At 62.9% G+C, this 16,155-nt stretch carries 14 protein-coding genes; 13 read left to right on the top strand and 1 reads right to left on the bottom strand.

The window, feature by feature from the left end; genetic code table 11:
• Positions 1-8: 8 nt before the first annotated feature.
• A complete protein-coding gene (gene purB / locus RBH19_RS12960; protein ID WP_306729276.1) occupies positions 9-1,376 on the bottom strand; it encodes an adenylosuccinate lyase in 1,368 nt (455 codons plus the stop codon).
• A gap of 218 nt (positions 1,377-1,594) precedes the next feature.
• On the opposite strand from purB, the gene RBH19_RS12955 reads away from it, so the two are divergent.
• The 13 genes from RBH19_RS12955 (at position 1,595) to RBH19_RS12900 (ending at position 16,070) form a co-directional block, all read left to right on the top strand.
• Positions 1,595-2,983, top strand: a complete 1,389-nt coding sequence (locus tag RBH19_RS12955; protein WP_306729275.1) for a class II fumarate hydratase — start codon at positions 1,595-1,597, stop codon at positions 2,981-2,983.
• Position 2,984: 1 nt separating this feature from the next.
• Positions 2,985-3,617, top strand: coding sequence for a CoA pyrophosphatase (locus RBH19_RS12950; protein ID WP_306729274.1), 633 nt, complete (start codon positions 2,985-2,987; stop codon positions 3,615-3,617).
• A 7-nt stretch (positions 3,618-3,624) separates the two neighbouring features.
• Positions 3,625-4,428, top strand: a complete 804-nt coding sequence (gene mazG / locus RBH19_RS12945; protein WP_306729273.1) for a nucleoside triphosphate pyrophosphohydrolase — start codon at positions 3,625-3,627, stop codon at positions 4,426-4,428.
• Positions 4,425-5,255, top strand: coding sequence for a DUF432 domain-containing protein (locus tag RBH19_RS12940; RefSeq protein WP_306729272.1), 831 nt, complete (start codon positions 4,425-4,427; stop codon positions 5,253-5,255). Before mazG ends, RBH19_RS12940 begins: the two co-directional genes overlap by 4 nt.
• A gap of 29 nt (positions 5,256-5,284) precedes the next feature.
• Positions 5,285-6,148, top strand: a complete 864-nt coding sequence (locus RBH19_RS12935) for a mechanosensitive ion channel family protein (RefSeq protein WP_306729271.1) — start codon at positions 5,285-5,287, stop codon at positions 6,146-6,148.
• A gap of 18 nt (positions 6,149-6,166) precedes the next feature.
• Positions 6,167-10,027 (top strand): ATP-dependent RNA helicase HrpA, encoded by a 3,861-nt coding sequence (gene hrpA / locus RBH19_RS12930; RefSeq protein WP_306729270.1) that lies wholly within the window; start codon positions 6,167-6,169, stop codon positions 10,025-10,027.
• 133 nt (positions 10,028-10,160) lie between these two features.
• On the top strand, positions 10,161-11,096 hold the full coding sequence (locus RBH19_RS12925; RefSeq protein WP_306729269.1) for a DegV family protein: 936 nt from the start codon (positions 10,161-10,163) through the stop codon (positions 11,094-11,096).
• Between the two features lie 191 nt (positions 11,097-11,287).
• Positions 11,288-12,304: a hypothetical protein gene (locus RBH19_RS12920; RefSeq protein WP_306729268.1), complete on the top strand. Its 1,017-nt coding sequence runs from the start codon at positions 11,288-11,290 to the stop codon at positions 12,302-12,304.
• Positions 12,304-13,380 (top strand): site-specific tyrosine recombinase XerC, encoded by a 1,077-nt coding sequence (gene xerC, locus RBH19_RS12915; protein ID WP_306729267.1) that lies wholly within the window; start codon positions 12,304-12,306, stop codon positions 13,378-13,380. The genes RBH19_RS12920 and xerC overlap by 1 nt, the downstream gene beginning before the upstream one ends.
• Before the next feature lie 10 nt (positions 13,381-13,390).
• On the top strand, positions 13,391-13,576 hold the full coding sequence (locus RBH19_RS12910; protein WP_306729266.1) for a hypothetical protein: 186 nt from the start codon (positions 13,391-13,393) through the stop codon (positions 13,574-13,576).
• Complete coding sequence (locus RBH19_RS12905; RefSeq protein WP_306729265.1) at positions 13,573-13,872, top strand: type II toxin-antitoxin system RelE/ParE family toxin; 300 nt, start codon at positions 13,573-13,575, stop codon at positions 13,870-13,872. Before RBH19_RS12910 ends, RBH19_RS12905 begins: the two co-directional genes overlap by 4 nt.
• A gap of 752 nt (positions 13,873-14,624) precedes the next feature.
• Positions 14,625-15,254 carry a Tle-like phospholipase domain-containing protein gene (locus RBH19_RS13655; protein ID WP_374728977.1) on the top strand — a complete coding sequence of 210 codons (630 nt, stop codon included), beginning with the start codon at positions 14,625-14,627 and terminating at the stop codon, positions 15,252-15,254.
• A gap of 3 nt (positions 15,255-15,257) precedes the next feature.
• Positions 15,258-16,070 (top strand): ankyrin repeat domain-containing protein, encoded by an 813-nt coding sequence (locus RBH19_RS12900; RefSeq protein ID WP_306729264.1) that lies wholly within the window; start codon positions 15,258-15,260, stop codon positions 16,068-16,070.
• The last annotated feature ends 85 nt before the right edge of the window (positions 16,071-16,155 follow it).

Here is a 16,155-nt window from a genome sequence, read left to right as displayed (position 1 = left end):
GTCTGGCCCTAGATGGCCCGGGCCTGCTCGGCGGCGTTGCCGATGTAGCTGGCCGGTGTCATGGACTTGAGTCGCTCCCTGGCCTCTTCCGGCAGATCCAGACCGTCGATGAAGGCGATCATGCCGGCCTGATCGATGCGCTTGCCGCGGGTCAGCTCCTTGAGCTTTTCATAGGGTGATTCGATGCCGTAACGACGCATGACCGTCTGGATGGGCTCGGCCAGCACTTCCCAGTTGGCGTCCAGATCCTCGGCCAGGCGCTCGGGGTTGGCTTCCAGCTTACCCAGGCCCTTGTCCAGGGCGGCCAGGGCGATCTGGGTGTAGCCGAAGGCGGTGCCCACATTGCGCAGCACGGTGGAGTCGGTCAGATCCCGCTGCCAGCGCGAGATGGGCAGTTTGTCGGCCAGGTGGCGGAAGAGGGCATTGGCGATGCCCAGATTGCCCTCGGCGTTTTCGAAATCGATGGGATTGACCTTGTGGGGCATGGTGGAGGAGCCCACCTCACCGGCCACGGTGCGCTGCTTGAAGTAACCGAAGGCAATGTAGCCCCAGATATCCCGCGCCAGATCGATCAGGATGGTGTTGATGCCGGCCGCGGCATCGAACAGCTCGGCCATGTAGTCATGGGGTTCGATCTGGATGGTGTAGGGGTTCCAGTCGATACCCAGGGAGGTGACGAACTTTTCGGCCAGTTTTGGCCAGTCCACCTCCGGGTAGGCGGCCATGTGTGCGTTGTAGTTGCCCACCGCGCCGTTGATCTTGCCCAGGATCTTCACATCGGCGATGCGCTGGCGCTGGCGGCGCAGGCGGTGAACCACATTGGCCAGTTCCTTGCCCAGGGTGGTGGGCGAGGCGGGCTGGCCATGGGTGCGGGAGAGCATGGGGATGTCGGCAAAGGCATGGGCCATGTCCCGCAGCTTCCCGATCAGGGCATCCAGCTCGGGCAGCAGCACCTGGTCGCGGGTGTCCGCGAGCATCAGGGCGTAGCTCAGGTTGTTGATGTCCTCGCTGGTGCAGGCGAAGTGAAAAAACTCCGCCTTTTCATTAAGTTCCCGGTTATCCTTAACGCATTCCTTGAGATAGTATTCCACCGCCTTCACGTCGTGATTGGTGGTTCTCTCGATCTCCTTCACACGCGCCGCGTCACCACTGCCGAAACCCTGGATCAGGGTTTCCAACCAGGCTTTGGCCGTACTGCTGAGCGGGGGCAGTTCGGCGATGCCGGCTTCATCGGCCAGGGCCGCGAGCCAGCGCAATTCCACCAGCGCACGATAGCGGATCAGGCCCGCTTCGCTGCACAGGGGGCGCAGGGCTTCGGTCTTGGAGGCGTAACGGCCATCGAGGGGAGAGAGGGCGGTCAGCGCGTGTTCGCTCATCATGTTCCCTATATCAGTTGAGTGGGTCGGCGTTCGGAATACTGTCAGGCGATCAGGACGCCCGGCCCGACCAGGGAATCGGCCCCGTGGCAGGCGAAAATGATAAACTGCGCATTTTACACGATCGGGGCCGCTTCGCGGTTTCCAGCCGGGTGCCGGGCTTGCAGACCAGGCCTGCCGGTCACACGCCATCAACACGAATCTGAGGAGCGAGGATCATGTCGGACAAGGGTTTCCGGATCGAGAAGGACAGCATGGGTGAACTCAAGGTGCCCGAAGAGGCGCTCTGGGGTGCCCAGACCCAGCGGGCGGTGCAGAACTTCCCCATCAGTGGTCTGCACATGCCGCGCGCCTTCATCCGCGCCCTGGGCCTGATCAAGTGGTCGGCCGCCGCCGCCAACCGGGAGCTGGGCCTGCTCGACGATGCCCGCGCCGACGCCATCCAGTTTGCCGCCGAGCAGGTGGCCGAAGGCCGCCACGACGCCCACTTCCCGGTGGATGTGTTCCAGACCGGTTCCGGCACCAGCTCCAACATGAACGCCAATGAGGTGATTGCCCGCCTGGCCACCGACAAGCTGGGCGAGAAGGTGCACCCCAATGACGATGTCAACATGGGGCAGAGCAGCAACGATGTGATCCCCACCGCGATTCATGTCAGCGCCGCACTGGAAGTCAACGAGCGCCTTCTGCCGGCCCTGCGTCACCTGGCCGGCACCACCGAGCGCCGCGCCGGCGAACTGGCCGGCATCGCCAAGACCGGCCGCACTCATCTGATGGACGCCATGCCGGTGCGCTTCGACCAGACCATGGGCGCCTGGGCCACCCAGATCCGCCGTGGCTGCCAGCGGGTGGAAGCCACCCTGCCGCGCCTCTATGGCCTGGCCCAGGGCGGCACCGCCGTGGGTACCGGCATCAATGCCCATGAGGACTTCGCCGACAGCTTCGCCCGGCATCTGTCCGAGCGCAGCGGCCTGGAGTTCTTCTCCGCCGATGACAAGTTCGAGGTGATCGCCACCCAGGACACGGCCGTGGAATTGTCCGGCCAGCTCAAGACCGTGGCCGTTTCCCTGATGAAGATCGCCAACGATCTGCGATGGATGAACAGCGGCCCGCTGGCCGGCCTGAGCGAGATCACCCTGCCGGCCCTGCAGCCCGGTTCCAGCATCATGCCGGGCAAGATCAACCCGGTGATCCCCGAAGCAGTGTGCATGCTGTCGGCTCAGGTCATGGGCAATGACACCACCATTACCGTGGGCGGCCAGTCCGGCAACTTCGAGCTCAATGTGATGCTGCCGGTGATCGGCTACAACCTGCTGCAGAGCATCGAGCTGCTGGCCAACGGCAGCACCCAGCTGGCCGACAGCGCCATCGCCGGCTTCAAGGTCAATGAGGACAACCTCAAGGACGCCCTGGAAAAGAACCCCATCCTGGTCACCGCCATGAACCCGGTGATCGGTTACGAGAAGGGCGCGGCCGTTGCCAAGAAGGCCTACGCCGAAGGCCGCCCGATCCGCGACGTGGCCCGGGATGAAACCGACCTGCCGGAGAGTGAGCTGGAGCGTCTGCTGGACGCGGTGGAGCTCACCAAGGGCGGCATCAAGGGCTGATATGGCCACCGTCTCCGACCCGGGCTTGCGGCAGCGATTGCTGAGTTCGCTGGCGGGCAGCCGCCTGCCGGCGGATCTTGTCCGTGAGGCCAGGCTGGGCGTGCACGGTGATGTGCCGCCGTCGCTGGCCCGGGTGGAGCAGCCCAAATCGGCCGCCGTACTGGTGCCGGTGGTGGATCATGTCGATGCCCTGACGGTGATGCTCACCGTCCGCACGGATGATCTGCCCGATCACCCCGGGCAGATTTCTTTTCCCGGTGGCAGTTTCGAAGCCCACGACAGAGACGCCGTGGCCACGGCCCTGCGCGAAATGGAAGAGGAAGTGGGCGTGGGTGCCGAGGCGGTGACGGTCAGCGGCTACCTGCCGCCATACCTCACCATCACCGGCTTTGCGGTGGCGCCCGTCGTGGGGCTGCTGCGGCCGGATTATCAGGCCCGCCCGGATCCGTCCGAGGTGGCCGAAGTGTTTGAGGCCCCGCTGTCTTTTCTGATGGATCCGGCCAATCACGAGATCGTGCGCATGTCGGTTCGAGGCCATGATCTGGCCTATTATCAGATTGACTGGCAGGGCTATCGCATCTGGGGCGCCACCGCGGCCATGCTGGTGGGCCTGAGCCAGGTGCTGAGACCTTGAGGAGCCCATGAGCGATTCCGCTGAATCTCCCATTGATCGACTCCGGCATATCATGGCGCGCCTGCGTGGCCCGGGCGGCTGCCCCTGGGATCAGGCCCAGGACTTTTCCACCATTGCCCCCTACACCATCGAGGAAGCCTACGAGGTGGATGACGCCATTCGCCGTGGCGACATGGGGGCCTTGCGTGATGAACTGGGTGATCTGTTGCTGCAGGTGGTGTTTCATTCGCGCATGGCCGAAGAGCAGGGTGATTTCGACTTCGATGCCGTGGCGAATGCCATTGCCGACAAGCTGTGGCGGCGTCACCCTCATGTATTCGGCGACGCCAGCTATGCTTCTGAAGAGGAACAGACGGCGGACTGGGAAGCCATGAAGGCCCGTGAACGGGCACAGAAGGGTGACCATTCCGCGCTGGACGACGTGCCCCTGGCCCTGCCGGCGCTCAAGCGGGCGGCCAAGCTGGGCAAGCGGGCAAGCCGGGTGGGTTTTGACTGGCCGGATACCCGTGGCGTCGTGGACAAGATTCACGAGGAAGTGGGCGAGATCGAAGCGGAGATGGCCGCCGGCGGTGACAGGCGCCGACTCGAAGAAGAAATCGGCGATCTGCTGTTCGCCGTGACCAACCTCGCCCGGTATCTCAAGGTGGACCCGGAGAAGGCGCTGCGGGGCTGCAATGCCCGCTTTGAAGAGCGCTTCCGGCACGTGGAGCGGCGGCTGAACGAGCAGGGTCGCAGCACCGAGAGCGCGGACCTGGATGAAATGGACGCGCTCTGGGACGAAGCCAAGCAGCAGGGGAAGCAGGACGCATGAGTGCCGAGGAACTGAGCGAAGTACTGGAAGCCACCGAAGCCCCGGCGCGCCCCTGGTGGGGGCGTTATGACCTGGACGAAGGGCAGACGGGAATGCAATGGCGCATCGGCCCGCTGCAGCTGCAGGCCCGTCGCTGGCGGCAGGAGTGGCGCCTGGCCTGGCGGGAAGGCGAAGACCCGCTTTCCACCACCCTGGAACACGGTCCCCTGGACGAGCTTGATGAAGAGGGCCATACCGTGGCCCGCTATGCCTTCAGCGACAGCAGTCGCGGCCTGTATCTCAAACCGAGGCTGGCGGACCGCCCGGTGGTGGTTCGGCCGGACATTCCCCTGTATGTCCCGGGTGGCGAGGAAACGGTGATTTACGTCAGCACCTCGATCTGGGTGCAGGTGATGAATGCCGAGGAAACCGCCACCCTGACGGAAATCCCCAGTTACCGGCCCTCGGACTCCTGGTTCGGGCCCAATACCCGGGAAGGCGAGTTGTGCTATGCCTCCCGTTCACTGGCCCGTCTGCGCCTGGATGAAGTCATTCAGCGCCCCCATCGGGTGGTGTCGCCGGTGACCGTGCGCAACAAGGCCGAGGACGCGCTGCTCATCGAGCGGCTCAGCGTGCCGGTGCCACTGCTGCCCCTGTATGCCAGCAGGCAAAACCAGTTGTGGACACAGCCGATGGTCATGGAGCGCAGCGCGGACGGTAAACAGGGGGCGCTCAAGCTGGAAGAGATGCAGCTGCCGGCCGGCCTGGAGGTCACGCGTATCAGCGAGGCCCGGCAGGAACCGCCAAAGCACGGCCTGCTGCGGGCCCTGGAAAGCCTGTTTGCCTGACGACCCCCTGAGCCAATTGCGGAGCAATCATGGAAGCCACTGAATTTCTGCTGTCCGAGAAGGGCCTTCAGGTACTGCGTGCCGGGGTACTCATGATCCTGGGCCTGATCATGGCCAAGATCGGTTCGGTGATCACGCGACGGCTGAGTGAACCGTATCTGGAGCCCCAGCAGACGGCCCTGCTGCGGCGTGTGGTCTTCTACGGCATTGTCATTCTGACCCTGATGTCGGCCCTGCATCAGCTGGGCTTCAGCCTGACGGTGATTCTGGGTGCGGCCGGCATTCTTTCCGTAGCCCTGGGTTTTGCTTCACAGACCTCCGCTTCCAATCTCATCAGCGGTCTCTTTCTGATCGGGGAAAAACCATTTCGCATCGGTGATGTCATCCGGGTCGGCGAAACCCTGGGGGAAGTGCTGTCCATCGATCTCCTGTCGGTCAAACTGCGCACCTTCGACAACCTGTATGTCCGCGTACCCAATGAAACCCTGATCAAATCCGAAATCGTCAACCTCACCCGCTTTTCCATCCGTCGCCTGGAATTGAAGGTGGGGGTGGCCTACAAGGAAGACCTGGCCCGGGTGCGTGAAGTCCTGCTCAATGTGGCGGACGAATATAATTTGTGTCTGACCGAACCCAAGCCCAATGTATTGTTCCTGGGTTTCGGCGATTCCTCGCTCGACCTGCAGTTCAATGTCTGGGCAACGCGCGAGAACTTTCTCGAGCTGCGCAACAACATCCCCGAGAAGGTGAGGAACGCCTTTGATGAAGCGGGCATCGAGATTCCCTTCCCCCACCGGACACTCTATACGGGTTCCGTCACCGATCCCTTTCCCATTCGTCTTGTCGGTGGTGACAGCGATCGGCCTCCTGCCGAAGGCGAGGGCGGTTCCTGAGGACATGCCTGATCCCGTATGAGAGAGCTGATTCAAGCGATTGAAAGCCGCCTGGACGAGTGCATGCTGCGGGACGCCCGGCGCTTGCAGAAGCGCCTGGGGCGCCTCAAGCGCGCCCGTGACCGTGCGGCGGAGCTGGCCCGGCTGGAAAAACAGCTGGAACAGTCGATGGCCCGGGCTCGTTCCCGGGCGGCCCAGCCCGTTCGCCTGGACTACCCGGAAGAGCTGCCGGTCAGCGAGCGCCGTGATGACATCCGCGAGGCCATCGAAAGCCACCAGGTGGTAATCGTGGCGGGGGAGACCGGCTCCGGCAAGACCACCCAGCTGCCCAAGATCTGCATGGAGCTGGGCCTGGGCATTCGCGGCACCATCGGCCATACCCAGCCGCGCCGGGTGGCCGCCCGCAGCACGGCGGCCCGCATTGCCGAGGAAACCGGCACCGAGCTGGGCCAGCTGGTGGGCTATCGGGTGCGTTTCGCCGACCGGGTCAGCGACAGCACCCGGGTCAAGCTGCTCACCGACGGCATGCTGCTGGCCGAATCCCAGTCCGACCGGGATCTGCTCGCCTACGACACCCTCATCATCGACGAGGCCCATGAACGCAGCCTCAACATCGATTTCCTGCTCGGCTATCTGCGCCGCCTGATGACGCGGCGGCCGGAGCTCAAGATCATCATTACCTCCGCCACGCTGGACACCGAACGCTTCTCGAAGCATTTTGCGGATGCCCCGGTCATCGAAGTGTCCGGACGAACCTGGCCGGTGGAGTTGCGTTACCGTCCCCTGGGCGACCCGGAGGCGGATGAAGAGGACCTTACCCTGTCCCAGGGCATTGCCCGCGGCCTCACCGAGCTCTGGCGTGAAGGGCCGGGAGATGTATTGGTCTTCCTGCCGGGGGAGCGGGAGATCCGCGATGCCGCCGACTACCTGGGCAAGCAGTCCCTGCGTAACAGCGAGATTCTGCCCCTGTACGGGCGCCTGTCCTCGAAGGACCAGGACAGGGTCTTTCACCCGGACGGGCGCAGCCGCCGGGTCATCCTGGCCACCAATGTGGCCGAGACGTCCCTCACCGTGCCCGGCATTCGCTACGTCATCGACAGCGGCCTGGTTCGGCTCAGCCGTTACAGTTACCGCAGCAAGGTTCAGCGCCTGCCCATCGAGGGCGTGTCGCAGGCCAGTGCCAATCAGCGTTCCGGGCGCTGTGGCCGCCTGGGCCCCGGCATCTGCATTCGCCTGTATTCGGAGGAGGATTTCGAATCCCGGCCGGCCTTCACCGAGCCGGAAATCCAGCGCAGCAATCTGGCCAGCGTGATACTGCAGATGCGCCTGCTCAAGCTTGGTGACCCGGATGACTTTCCCTTTGTCGATCCCCCCGAGGAAGGCCTCATTCGCGACGGGTTTCGCCTGCTGGAAGAACTCAGGGCCCTGGATGAGCGGCGCCAGTTGACCGAGGACGGGCGCCGCATGGCGCGCCTGCCGGTGGATCCGCGCCAGGGCCGGATGCTGCTGGAAGCCGGTCGCCTGGGTTCCCTGGCCGAAGTGCTCGTGATCGTGGCGGCATTGAGCATCCAGGATCCGCGCGAGCGCCCATCCACGGCGCGGCAGGCGGCGGATGAATGCCATGCCGTGGACAGCGACCCCCGATCGGACTTTCTGGCCCTGTTCAATCTCTGGCAGCGCTACCGGCGAGAAACCGCTGGTCTATCCCGCAATCAGCGCCGCAAATGGGCGCGCCGGCAGTTTCTCGCCCCCATGCGCATGGAAGAGTGGGGCGATCTGCTGCGCCAGCTGCGTCTCGCGCTCCGTGACATGGGGCTGAAGGGCAGTGAGCAGGCGGCGGAGTACCCGGAAATTCACCGGGCGCTGCTGTCCGGATTGCTGACCCAGGTGGGTCGCAAGGGCGAGGGTCACGCCTATGAAGGGCCGCGCGGCCAGCAGTTCTGGGTGTTCCCGGGCTCCGGCCTGTTCCAGAAATCGCCCAAGTGGCTCATGGCGGCCGAACTGGTGCAGACCTCCCGCACCTTCGCCCGCACGGTGGCCGGGGTGGAGCCGCAATGGATCGAGCAGGCGGCCGGTCACATCGTCAAGCGCGAGTATTTCGAACCCCACTGGCAGGCCGGCAAGGGCCGGGTGGCCGCCTACGAGCGGGTGAGCCTGTTTGGTCTGGACCTGGTGGCGAAGCGGCGCATCAACTTCGGCCGCGTGCGCCCGCAGGAAGCACGGGAAGTCTTTCTCCGCGAGGGCCTGGTGGCGGCTCGATTGCCCGAGACGCCCGCCTTTCTGTCCCATAACCAGCGGCTGATCGAGGAAGTGCGGGAGCTGGAAGCCAAGCGCCGCCGACGGGATCTGCTGCGGGAAGAAGAGGAACTGGCCGCCTTCTATGACCGGGCAGTGCCGGCCGATATTCATGACTGGCCCGGCCTGCGTGCCTGGCTGAAGAAACAGGGCGGGGCCGGGGACAAGGCCCTGCGCATGCGCCAGGACGATGTCATGGCGCGGGAAGTGGAAAGCCTGGAAGCGAGTTTCCCAGACCATGTGAAAATCCAGGGCATCCCCGTGGCGGTGGACTACCATTTCGAGCCGGGCGGGGAGCGTGACGGGGCCACCCTGGAGCTGCCCCTGGCTCTGATCAACCAGATCAGCCAGGCGGATCTGGACTGGATGATTCCCGGCTGGCGCACGGAACGGGCCACGGCTCTGATCCGTTCCCTGCCCAAGGCGCTGAGGCGTCAGTTCGTGCCGGCCCCGGATTTCGCCGGCGCGGCCCTGGATGCCATGCAGCCCGGCGAGCCGATGAAGCTCGCCCTGGGGCGACAGCTGCAGCGCATGAGCGGCACCGAAATCCCGCAGGACGCCTGGCGCGACGAGCAGGTACCCGATTACCTGCATGTGGTGGTTCGCCTGGTGGACGGGCAGGGCAGGGCCGTCGATGAAGGCAGCGACCTGTCCGCGCTGCAGGCACGCCATGGCCACCGGGCCAGTGAATCCCTTGCCAGTGCCGAATCCGATGAATGGCCGCGGCGAAAGACGCGCCACTGGGATTTCGGCCGCATTCCCAATGAAGTAGCGGTGGAGCGCCACGGCGTCACCGTGACCGCCTGGCCCGCGCTGCGTGATACCGGCAGCGAGGTGGAACTGGTGCTGCATGATGACCGGCCCAGCGCCGATGCCCTGAGCCATGGCGGCATCCGGCGTCTCGTGGCCTTGCGCCTCAAGCAGCAGGCGGATGCCGTGCGCAAGCTCAAGGGGCTCGATCGCATTGCCCTTCGCTTTCGCAAGCTGGGTGACCGCAAGACACTGGAAGAGGCCCTGCTGCGGCTGACGCTGGATGAGGCCGTGCTGGACGGGGAAGAGCAGCCGCGTGACGAGGCCGGGTTCGAGGCCCTCTGTCGCCAGCATTCCGCCGACATCATCCCCACCGGCGAGCGCTGGCGCGACTGGCTGGAGACGGTCATGAAACAGCATGACGATATCCGGCGCCGCCTCTCGGGCCGCATGAATCCGGTACTGCTCAAGGCCGCCCGGGAAATCGGCGAGCAGCTGGACTATCTGATCTTCCCGGGTTTTCTCGACGGCATCGCCCGCCAGCGCCTGAGCGCCTATCCCCGCTATCTCCAGGCGGTGGAAAAACGCCTGGATCGCCTGGAGCAGGGCAACCCCAGGGATCAGAAGCTCTCCGCGGCGATTCGTCCGCACCAGGAACGCCTGCGCCAGCGATTCCCCGAAGCGGCGGACCAATGCCGACACGACCCGGACTCACCGCTGCTGCATTACCGCTGGATGGTGGAGGAATACCGCGTGTCCCTGTTCGCCCAGGAGCTCGGTACCGATATCCCGGTCTCGGCCCAGCGCCTGGATCGCGCCTGGGCCAATTACTGATGGGCCAATTGTCGATTGGTCTGATCGTCCCGGAGGATGAAATTTCAGGCGGCTGGGATTAAGCTGGTACGAATTGCTTGCGAATTCCATTGCCACGGCTGCCGGCCCCAGGCCGCGAAGAAAGGAGAAAGGGATGAAAATCGGTGTGGTCATCGACTCCGCCTGCGATTTGCCGAGAAGCTACATCGACAAATACGGCCTGAGCATCCTGCCCATTCGCCTGCATTTCGGTGACGAGCTCTTCGTGGACGAGCGGGACCCCCAGGCCACCATGCGCTTCTACCAGCGCTACCTGGCCAACAAGGAAACCGAAGCCGAGACCGAACCACCGAGTCCGGACGAGATCAAGAAGCTCTTTCTGGACAAGCTCGTACTCGAGTACGACCGGGTGCTGGTGATCACCCTGTCGAAATCCCGCAGCCTGACCTTCGAGAACGCCACTCAGGCCTCCTATGGCGTGATGAATGAATACAAGGGCGTACGGGAAAAGAACGGCATCGACCGCCCCTTCGCCATGCGGGTGCTGGACAGCAAGACCCTGTTCACCGGCCAGGCCGTTCTCATTCACGAAACCCTCAAGATGATCCGCAAGGAAAATCTTCCGCTGGAGAAACTGCGGCCCGAGATCGAGGCCCTCAGTGAGAACGTCTACGGCTACCTCATCCCCGAAGACCTCCACTACGTCTACCACCGGGCCCGCACCAAGGGTGATCGCAGCGTCAGCTGGCTCAGCTTCAAGCTGGGCTCCGCCTTGGACATGAAACCCATCATCCAGATGAACCGGGGCGAGAGTGAAGCCATCAAGAAGATCCAGGGCTTCGACAGCGCCGTCTCCGTGCTCCTCGACGACACCATGGAGAAAATCCGCAACGACGAGCTCAAGACCAACACCATCTGCATGAGCTATGCCGGCAACCCGGAAGTCATCAAGAAACACCCCAAGTACATGGAACTGGCCCGCTTGACCAAAAAACACGGCATCGAAACCATGCTCGCCGTCATGAGCACCACCGCCGGCATCAACGTCGGCCCGGGCTCCTTCTCACTGGCTTATATCAAGAAGGAATGATCTGCCTGGCGTGTCACTCACGCTCACCCGGTTCCCTTTTTCCTTCGGCCCGTCAGCTACTTAACCGTGGTCGCTTCGGCCCGGCGCTTCCTCACCTGGGAGCAACCGACCATAGCCAGGCTTGCGATTTTCATTTTCCTTGGCTAGGGTAAAAAAGGTTTCCGGCATTGGCTGTGGTCGAGGGCCCGGTGATGTTGATGCTGACCACCACGGCCATCGACATCGACGAAGAGCTGTTAAATCGCTGCCTGGTGCTGACCGTGGACGAGAGCCGCGACCAGACCCGCCGAATCCAGGCCCGGCAGCGACAGGCCCGCACCCTCGATGGCCTCTTGGCCGGGCAGACGGCCGAAGCAGTGAGAACGCTCCACCGCAACGCCCAGCGTCTGCTAAAACCCTTGGCCGTGGTCAATCCTTACGCCGAGCATTTGAGTTTTTTGGACGAGCGAACAAGAACCCGACGAGACCACCAAAAATACCTGACCCTGATCGATGCCATTGCCCTGCTGCACCAGCATCAGCGGTCCATCAAAACCGTCGAGCACCGGGGCCGGGCGGTCGAGTATGTGGAAGTCGAACCTTCTGACATCGCCCTGGCCAACCGCCTGGCCCATGAAGTGCTGGGCCGCAGTCTCGATGAACTGCCGCCGCAGACGCGACAGGTCTTGGGCGTGATCTGTGCCTGGGTGGACGAGAAAATGCAGGCGGAAAAGCTGGAGCGGGCCGAGGTGCGCTTTACCCGGCGCGATATCCGGGAAGCCTCGGGCCTGTCCAACAGCCAGGTGGCCCTGCACCTGGACCGGCTGGTCGAGTACGAGTACCTGGCCCTCCACCACGGCCGCAACGGCCGGCGGTTTGTCTATGAACTGCTCTTTGATGGCGAGATCGCCGACGACGGCCGCCGGCTGCCGGGGCTGATTGATCCCGAAAAACTGGCTGCGACGGCGAACCTTTCGGACCTGGAAGACACGCTTCCGGCCTGCTTCCGGGGTACTTCCGGGCTGCTTTCGGGGCAGGAACGGAGTGCTGAAAATCCGGCCAAGCCCAGCAACGGCAAGGCCTCCGGCGATTCCATTGTCTCGGAGCCTGAAAACGCATATCCCGGGAGCAAAAAAACGAGCGCGTCATACCGTACTTCTTCTTTAGCCGCTTTAGCTGCTAAGGATGAAAAACCACAACCCACCGCCCGGGCCACGCGGAGCGCCTGATGCCGTATGTGGACCGCAACCCGGCCCCGCCTTCGGACCCGCGCTCGCTTCAGGCCTATGTGCACGCCTACATCGAGCATCTGACGGCCCGTCACTACGCCCGCCAGAGCGTGCAGTACAAGCGCGCCTCCTTGATCTGGTTTCTGGACTGGTGCCGGGAACGGGGCATTGAAAGAATCCACGAGATCACCCGCCCGGTGCTGCAACGCTATCAGCGCCACCTGTATCACGCCCTTGGCCGCAACGGAAAACCGTTATCCGTCCAGAGCCAGTGCAATCGCCTCACGGCGATTCGCACCTGGTTCAAGTTCCTGATGCGCGAGAACCTGATCCTCTACGACCCGGCCTCTGAGCTGGAATTGCCCAAGCGGGAAAAGCGCCTGCCCAAACACACGCTCACCGCCGAGGAGGCCGAAAAGATCATGAGCCAGCCGGATGTCGGCACCCCGGCCGGGCTGCGTGACAGAGCGATGCTTGAAGTGCTGTATTCCACCGGCATCCGCCGGGCCGAGCTTCTGAACCTGGAGCTGGCCGACATCAACCACGCCGCCGGGATTCTGGCCATCCGCCAGGGCAAGGGCCGCAAGGACCGTTTCGTGCCCATCGGCGAGCGGGCGCTCGCCTGGATCGACAAATACCTCGACGACGGCCGCGCCGTGCCGGCCACCGAGACCGGCCCGGTGTTTGTGGACGAGACGGGCCGCCCGCTGGACCCGCACCGGGTCTCCAGAGCCGTGAAAAAGTACATTGGCCAGGCCGGTGTGGAGAAGGAAGGCCGCTGTCATCTCTTTCGCCACACCATGGCCACGCTGATGCTGGAGAACGGGGCGGATCTGCGCTACATCCAGCAGATCCTGGGTCACGCCCACCTGTCCACGACCGAGATCTACACCCATGTGGCCATTCACAAACTGAAACAGATCCACAGCGCCACCCACCCGGCAACCCTGCCGGAAGGCGTCGCCGACCGGCTCAAGACCGCCCGGGGTGAGGCCTCGGACGACGAACCCACCGCCCAGGATGTCTTAGACGCCCTGGACCGCGAAGCGATGGAAGACAACGAAGAGGAGCGCTAGAATGGCAATCATGGCGACGACATTTAAACAACAGGCCCACGAGCTGATCGACCGGTTGCCGGAAACGGCGGGCTGGGAGGATCTGGCCGAGACTGTCGAGACCATCCTCGACATCGAGGCCGGTCTGGCCGACAGCGCGGCCGGTCGCGTGACCGACCACGCCGAGGTACTGCGCGAGTTTGGACTGGACAAGTGAGGCTTGTCTGGACCGCCCGGGCGCGGGCCCGTCTGCGCCAGATCCACGGCTATATCGCCCGAGAAGATCACCCCCTCAATGCCGAGCGCGTCGTCGAGCGCATCACCCGCCGTGTCGAGCCATTGCTTGAGCATCCCCGCCTGGGACGCGTGGTTGAACGCTACCAGCGCGAGGACATCCGAGAACTCATCGAATCGCCGTATCGGATCATCTACCTGATCGCCGACGACCGCATCGACATCCTCACCGTGCGCGATACCCGCCGATTGCTGCCCCGGCGTCTGGACGAGCTGTAGCCGACCGACGGTTTTTTCCTCTTAGCCGCCCTCGACCCTCCGACCCGCCCGTCACGGCGCTTGCACAGTGCGCCCGGCGCAGCGCTTCAGCCGCTCCGCGTCTTCCGCGGCGCCGGCCGCCCGCAAGCGCCGCGCCGGGCTCCCCTCGTGCCCGCCGCCCATGCATCGACTTCGTTGACCGCCCTGGAAAGAGTCGGTGCCCGCCAGCTTCGCTCGCGGGCGTTTGATTGGTTAAGGCCCGGCACAGACTCGCGGGGCGAGACTGTGCCGGGCCACACCCCCCATCCCCCTCAAGGGGGCTTTGGCGGCCAGCCAAACATAATGCGGGGGATTATGCGCAGTCGGCCGGCGGCACTCGGGCTGCTCGCCCGGCGCCGCCGCCCGCCTGTCCGCTTCGCCGCATAATCCGCACTATGTTCACCTGGCCGCGCGGCGAACTCCGCTTCGCTGCGTCCGCCGTAAGGTGCGGCTTCGCCGCTCTTTGGTTTGATCCCCACCCGGCCAGAGGCCGGCTTACGCTCCCGCCTTGAGCGGCCCGGCCACCCGCCCTGGGGTGCCAGCGTCACGCTTTACCGCTACACTGAACCTCAGAAGAAAACCGTGCCTCGGGCTGAAAAACCGCCTCTAGGAAAATTTTTCGGCCCCGGCATTCGCGTCGGGAAAAACGGCGGCTAAGTAGAGGAAGCATCAGGGAAAAATCACTGCTCTCGCTATGACGGGCGTCAGGTGCGCTGGTTTTCACAAATGGGGCGGTGAGTGCGGCGTTTGCTTTTGCGGTTGGGCAGGCGGCTCAGAGCGGAACCGTGGCCAGCGTATCAAGCGAAGCCGTCACAGATGCTCGTCTTTCAAGGTGCGTAGCCGATTCCAGTTGCACAGGCGCTGACGGGTACGAGTTAGCCAGAAGATATGAAAATGACACAGGCCTGAGAGCCGCTCTATTTGTCAACGAAGAAGGGAGTGCGGTTCTCGCTTTTAGAGGAACCAGATTTTTTAGTATTCGGGACTGGATAGCCAATTTCAGGCAGGCATTTGGCTTAGCAAGTAGTCAGTACGAGTCTGCTATTTTAACTGCACGGCAGCTGCATAGGGATTATGGTGGAAACATTCGATTTACAGGCCATTCTCTAGGTGGCGGTTTGGCCGCCGCTGCTGCCATTCACACGGACGCGAGCGCTCGTGTGTTCAATGCTGCAGGCTTGCATGATAATACGTTGGGTGATTTCTCTAGCGAAAGAGGTAGCGTTACGCATTATTACAGCTCGACGGATGCATTGAGAGCCGGTAATGCATTAACACCGGCTAGCGTGCCAGGCACTCAAAGATCTTTGGGACCCGCTGGGCTTCATGGGATGCGGGGCGTTTGTAGAGCGATGGGATGCTGACTCATGAGAACATTCATCTATGTGATGGCTTTCACTGCAGTTTCTTTGACTATTGCAGTGGTGCTGGGATCAAACTCTATTTCTGGTGAGAACGCCATGGGAAGCGAGGTAGATTCAAAACCTGTTGCGCATATGTCCGCTAGGGAGATGTTTCCAGATAGGCGGGTTCGGGCATTAGCAAGAGCGGCCGGGAGGGGGAGCATTGACCGTATTGATGGGCTTGTTGAGAAAAGCATTGATGTAAATTATCAGGGTCGCCGGGGCGCAACGCCTCTGTTTTGGGCGATGCAGAATGCGGCTGGGTTTCGTAGGTTGTTGGAACATGGCGCCAATCCAAATGTCGTGTTCGACGATGGTGGCTCCGTAATGCATTGGGCAGCACGGGCAGAGGATTCTGACATCCTGAAGACAGCTTTGGAGTTTGGTGGCGACCCCAATTTAGTGGCCGGGGAAGAAGGGATTACGCCCATTTTTCGTGCTTTGACCAACAGGCGAGCGATAGAAATCTTATTGGAGTCAGGAGCAAACATCGACGCGCAGAAGCGCGGGTGGAAGCTCGGCGATAGAAGAATTGGCGGTGGAATTACTCCTGTTATGGAAGCAGCAGACCTGGCGCAATTTGACATTGTGCTCTTCCTTCTCGAAAGCGGCGCAGATTTCCGAATTGAGAGCGATAGAGGTGATACGCTGGCTGATTTAGTCGCCAGCTATCAAGGTGCGTTTAAGGCTGGAAGTAGCACTGAAAAGGCGTACAAGGAGGTTATTGTATGGTTATGTGATAGAGGGGTGTCTATGCCTGAGTCTGAATGCCAGTAGAATGAAGGCAGGAAGGAACAGGAAGGAAAGAAAGCGACAGGCATTCACAGAACACAGAACAGCAAGAAAGAACAGCAAGAACAGA

The sequence above is a fragment of the Natronospira bacteriovora genome (assembly GCF_030848495.1).
Lineage (GTDB): Bacteria > Pseudomonadota > Gammaproteobacteria > Natronospirales > Natronospiraceae > Natronospira > Natronospira bacteriovora.
Note: the sequence above shows the minus strand (reverse complement) of the source record. Positions and strands in the feature narration are given on the sequence as shown.

Excerpts from the sequence above, each read along its gene's own strand:
- purB (WP_306729276.1), bottom strand. The coding sequence starts at position 1,376 with ATGAGCGAACACGCGCTGACCGCCCTCTCTCCCCTCGATGGCCGTTAC.
- RBH19_RS12955 (WP_306729275.1), top strand. The coding sequence starts at position 1,595 with ATGTCGGACAAGGGTTTCCGGATCGAGAAGGACAGCATGGGTGAACTC.
- RBH19_RS12950 (WP_306729274.1), top strand. The coding sequence starts at position 2,985 with ATGGCCACCGTCTCCGACCCGGGCTTGCGGCAGCGATTGCTGAGTTCG.
- mazG (WP_306729273.1), top strand. The coding sequence starts at position 3,625 with ATGAGCGATTCCGCTGAATCTCCCATTGATCGACTCCGGCATATCATG.
- RBH19_RS12940 (WP_306729272.1), top strand. The coding sequence starts at position 4,425 with ATGAGTGCCGAGGAACTGAGCGAAGTACTGGAAGCCACCGAAGCCCCG.
- RBH19_RS12935 (WP_306729271.1), top strand. The coding sequence starts at position 5,285 with ATGGAAGCCACTGAATTTCTGCTGTCCGAGAAGGGCCTTCAGGTACTG.
- hrpA (WP_306729270.1), top strand. The coding sequence starts at position 6,167 with ATGAGAGAGCTGATTCAAGCGATTGAAAGCCGCCTGGACGAGTGCATG.
- RBH19_RS12925 (WP_306729269.1), top strand. The coding sequence starts at position 10,161 with ATGAAAATCGGTGTGGTCATCGACTCCGCCTGCGATTTGCCGAGAAGC.
- RBH19_RS12920 (WP_306729268.1), top strand. The coding sequence starts at position 11,288 with ATGTTGATGCTGACCACCACGGCCATCGACATCGACGAAGAGCTGTTA.
- xerC (WP_306729267.1), top strand. The coding sequence starts at position 12,304 with ATGCCGTATGTGGACCGCAACCCGGCCCCGCCTTCGGACCCGCGCTCG.
- RBH19_RS12910 (WP_306729266.1), top strand. The coding sequence starts at position 13,391 with ATGGCGACGACATTTAAACAACAGGCCCACGAGCTGATCGACCGGTTG.
- RBH19_RS12900 (WP_306729264.1), top strand. The coding sequence starts at position 15,258 with ATGAGAACATTCATCTATGTGATGGCTTTCACTGCAGTTTCTTTGACT.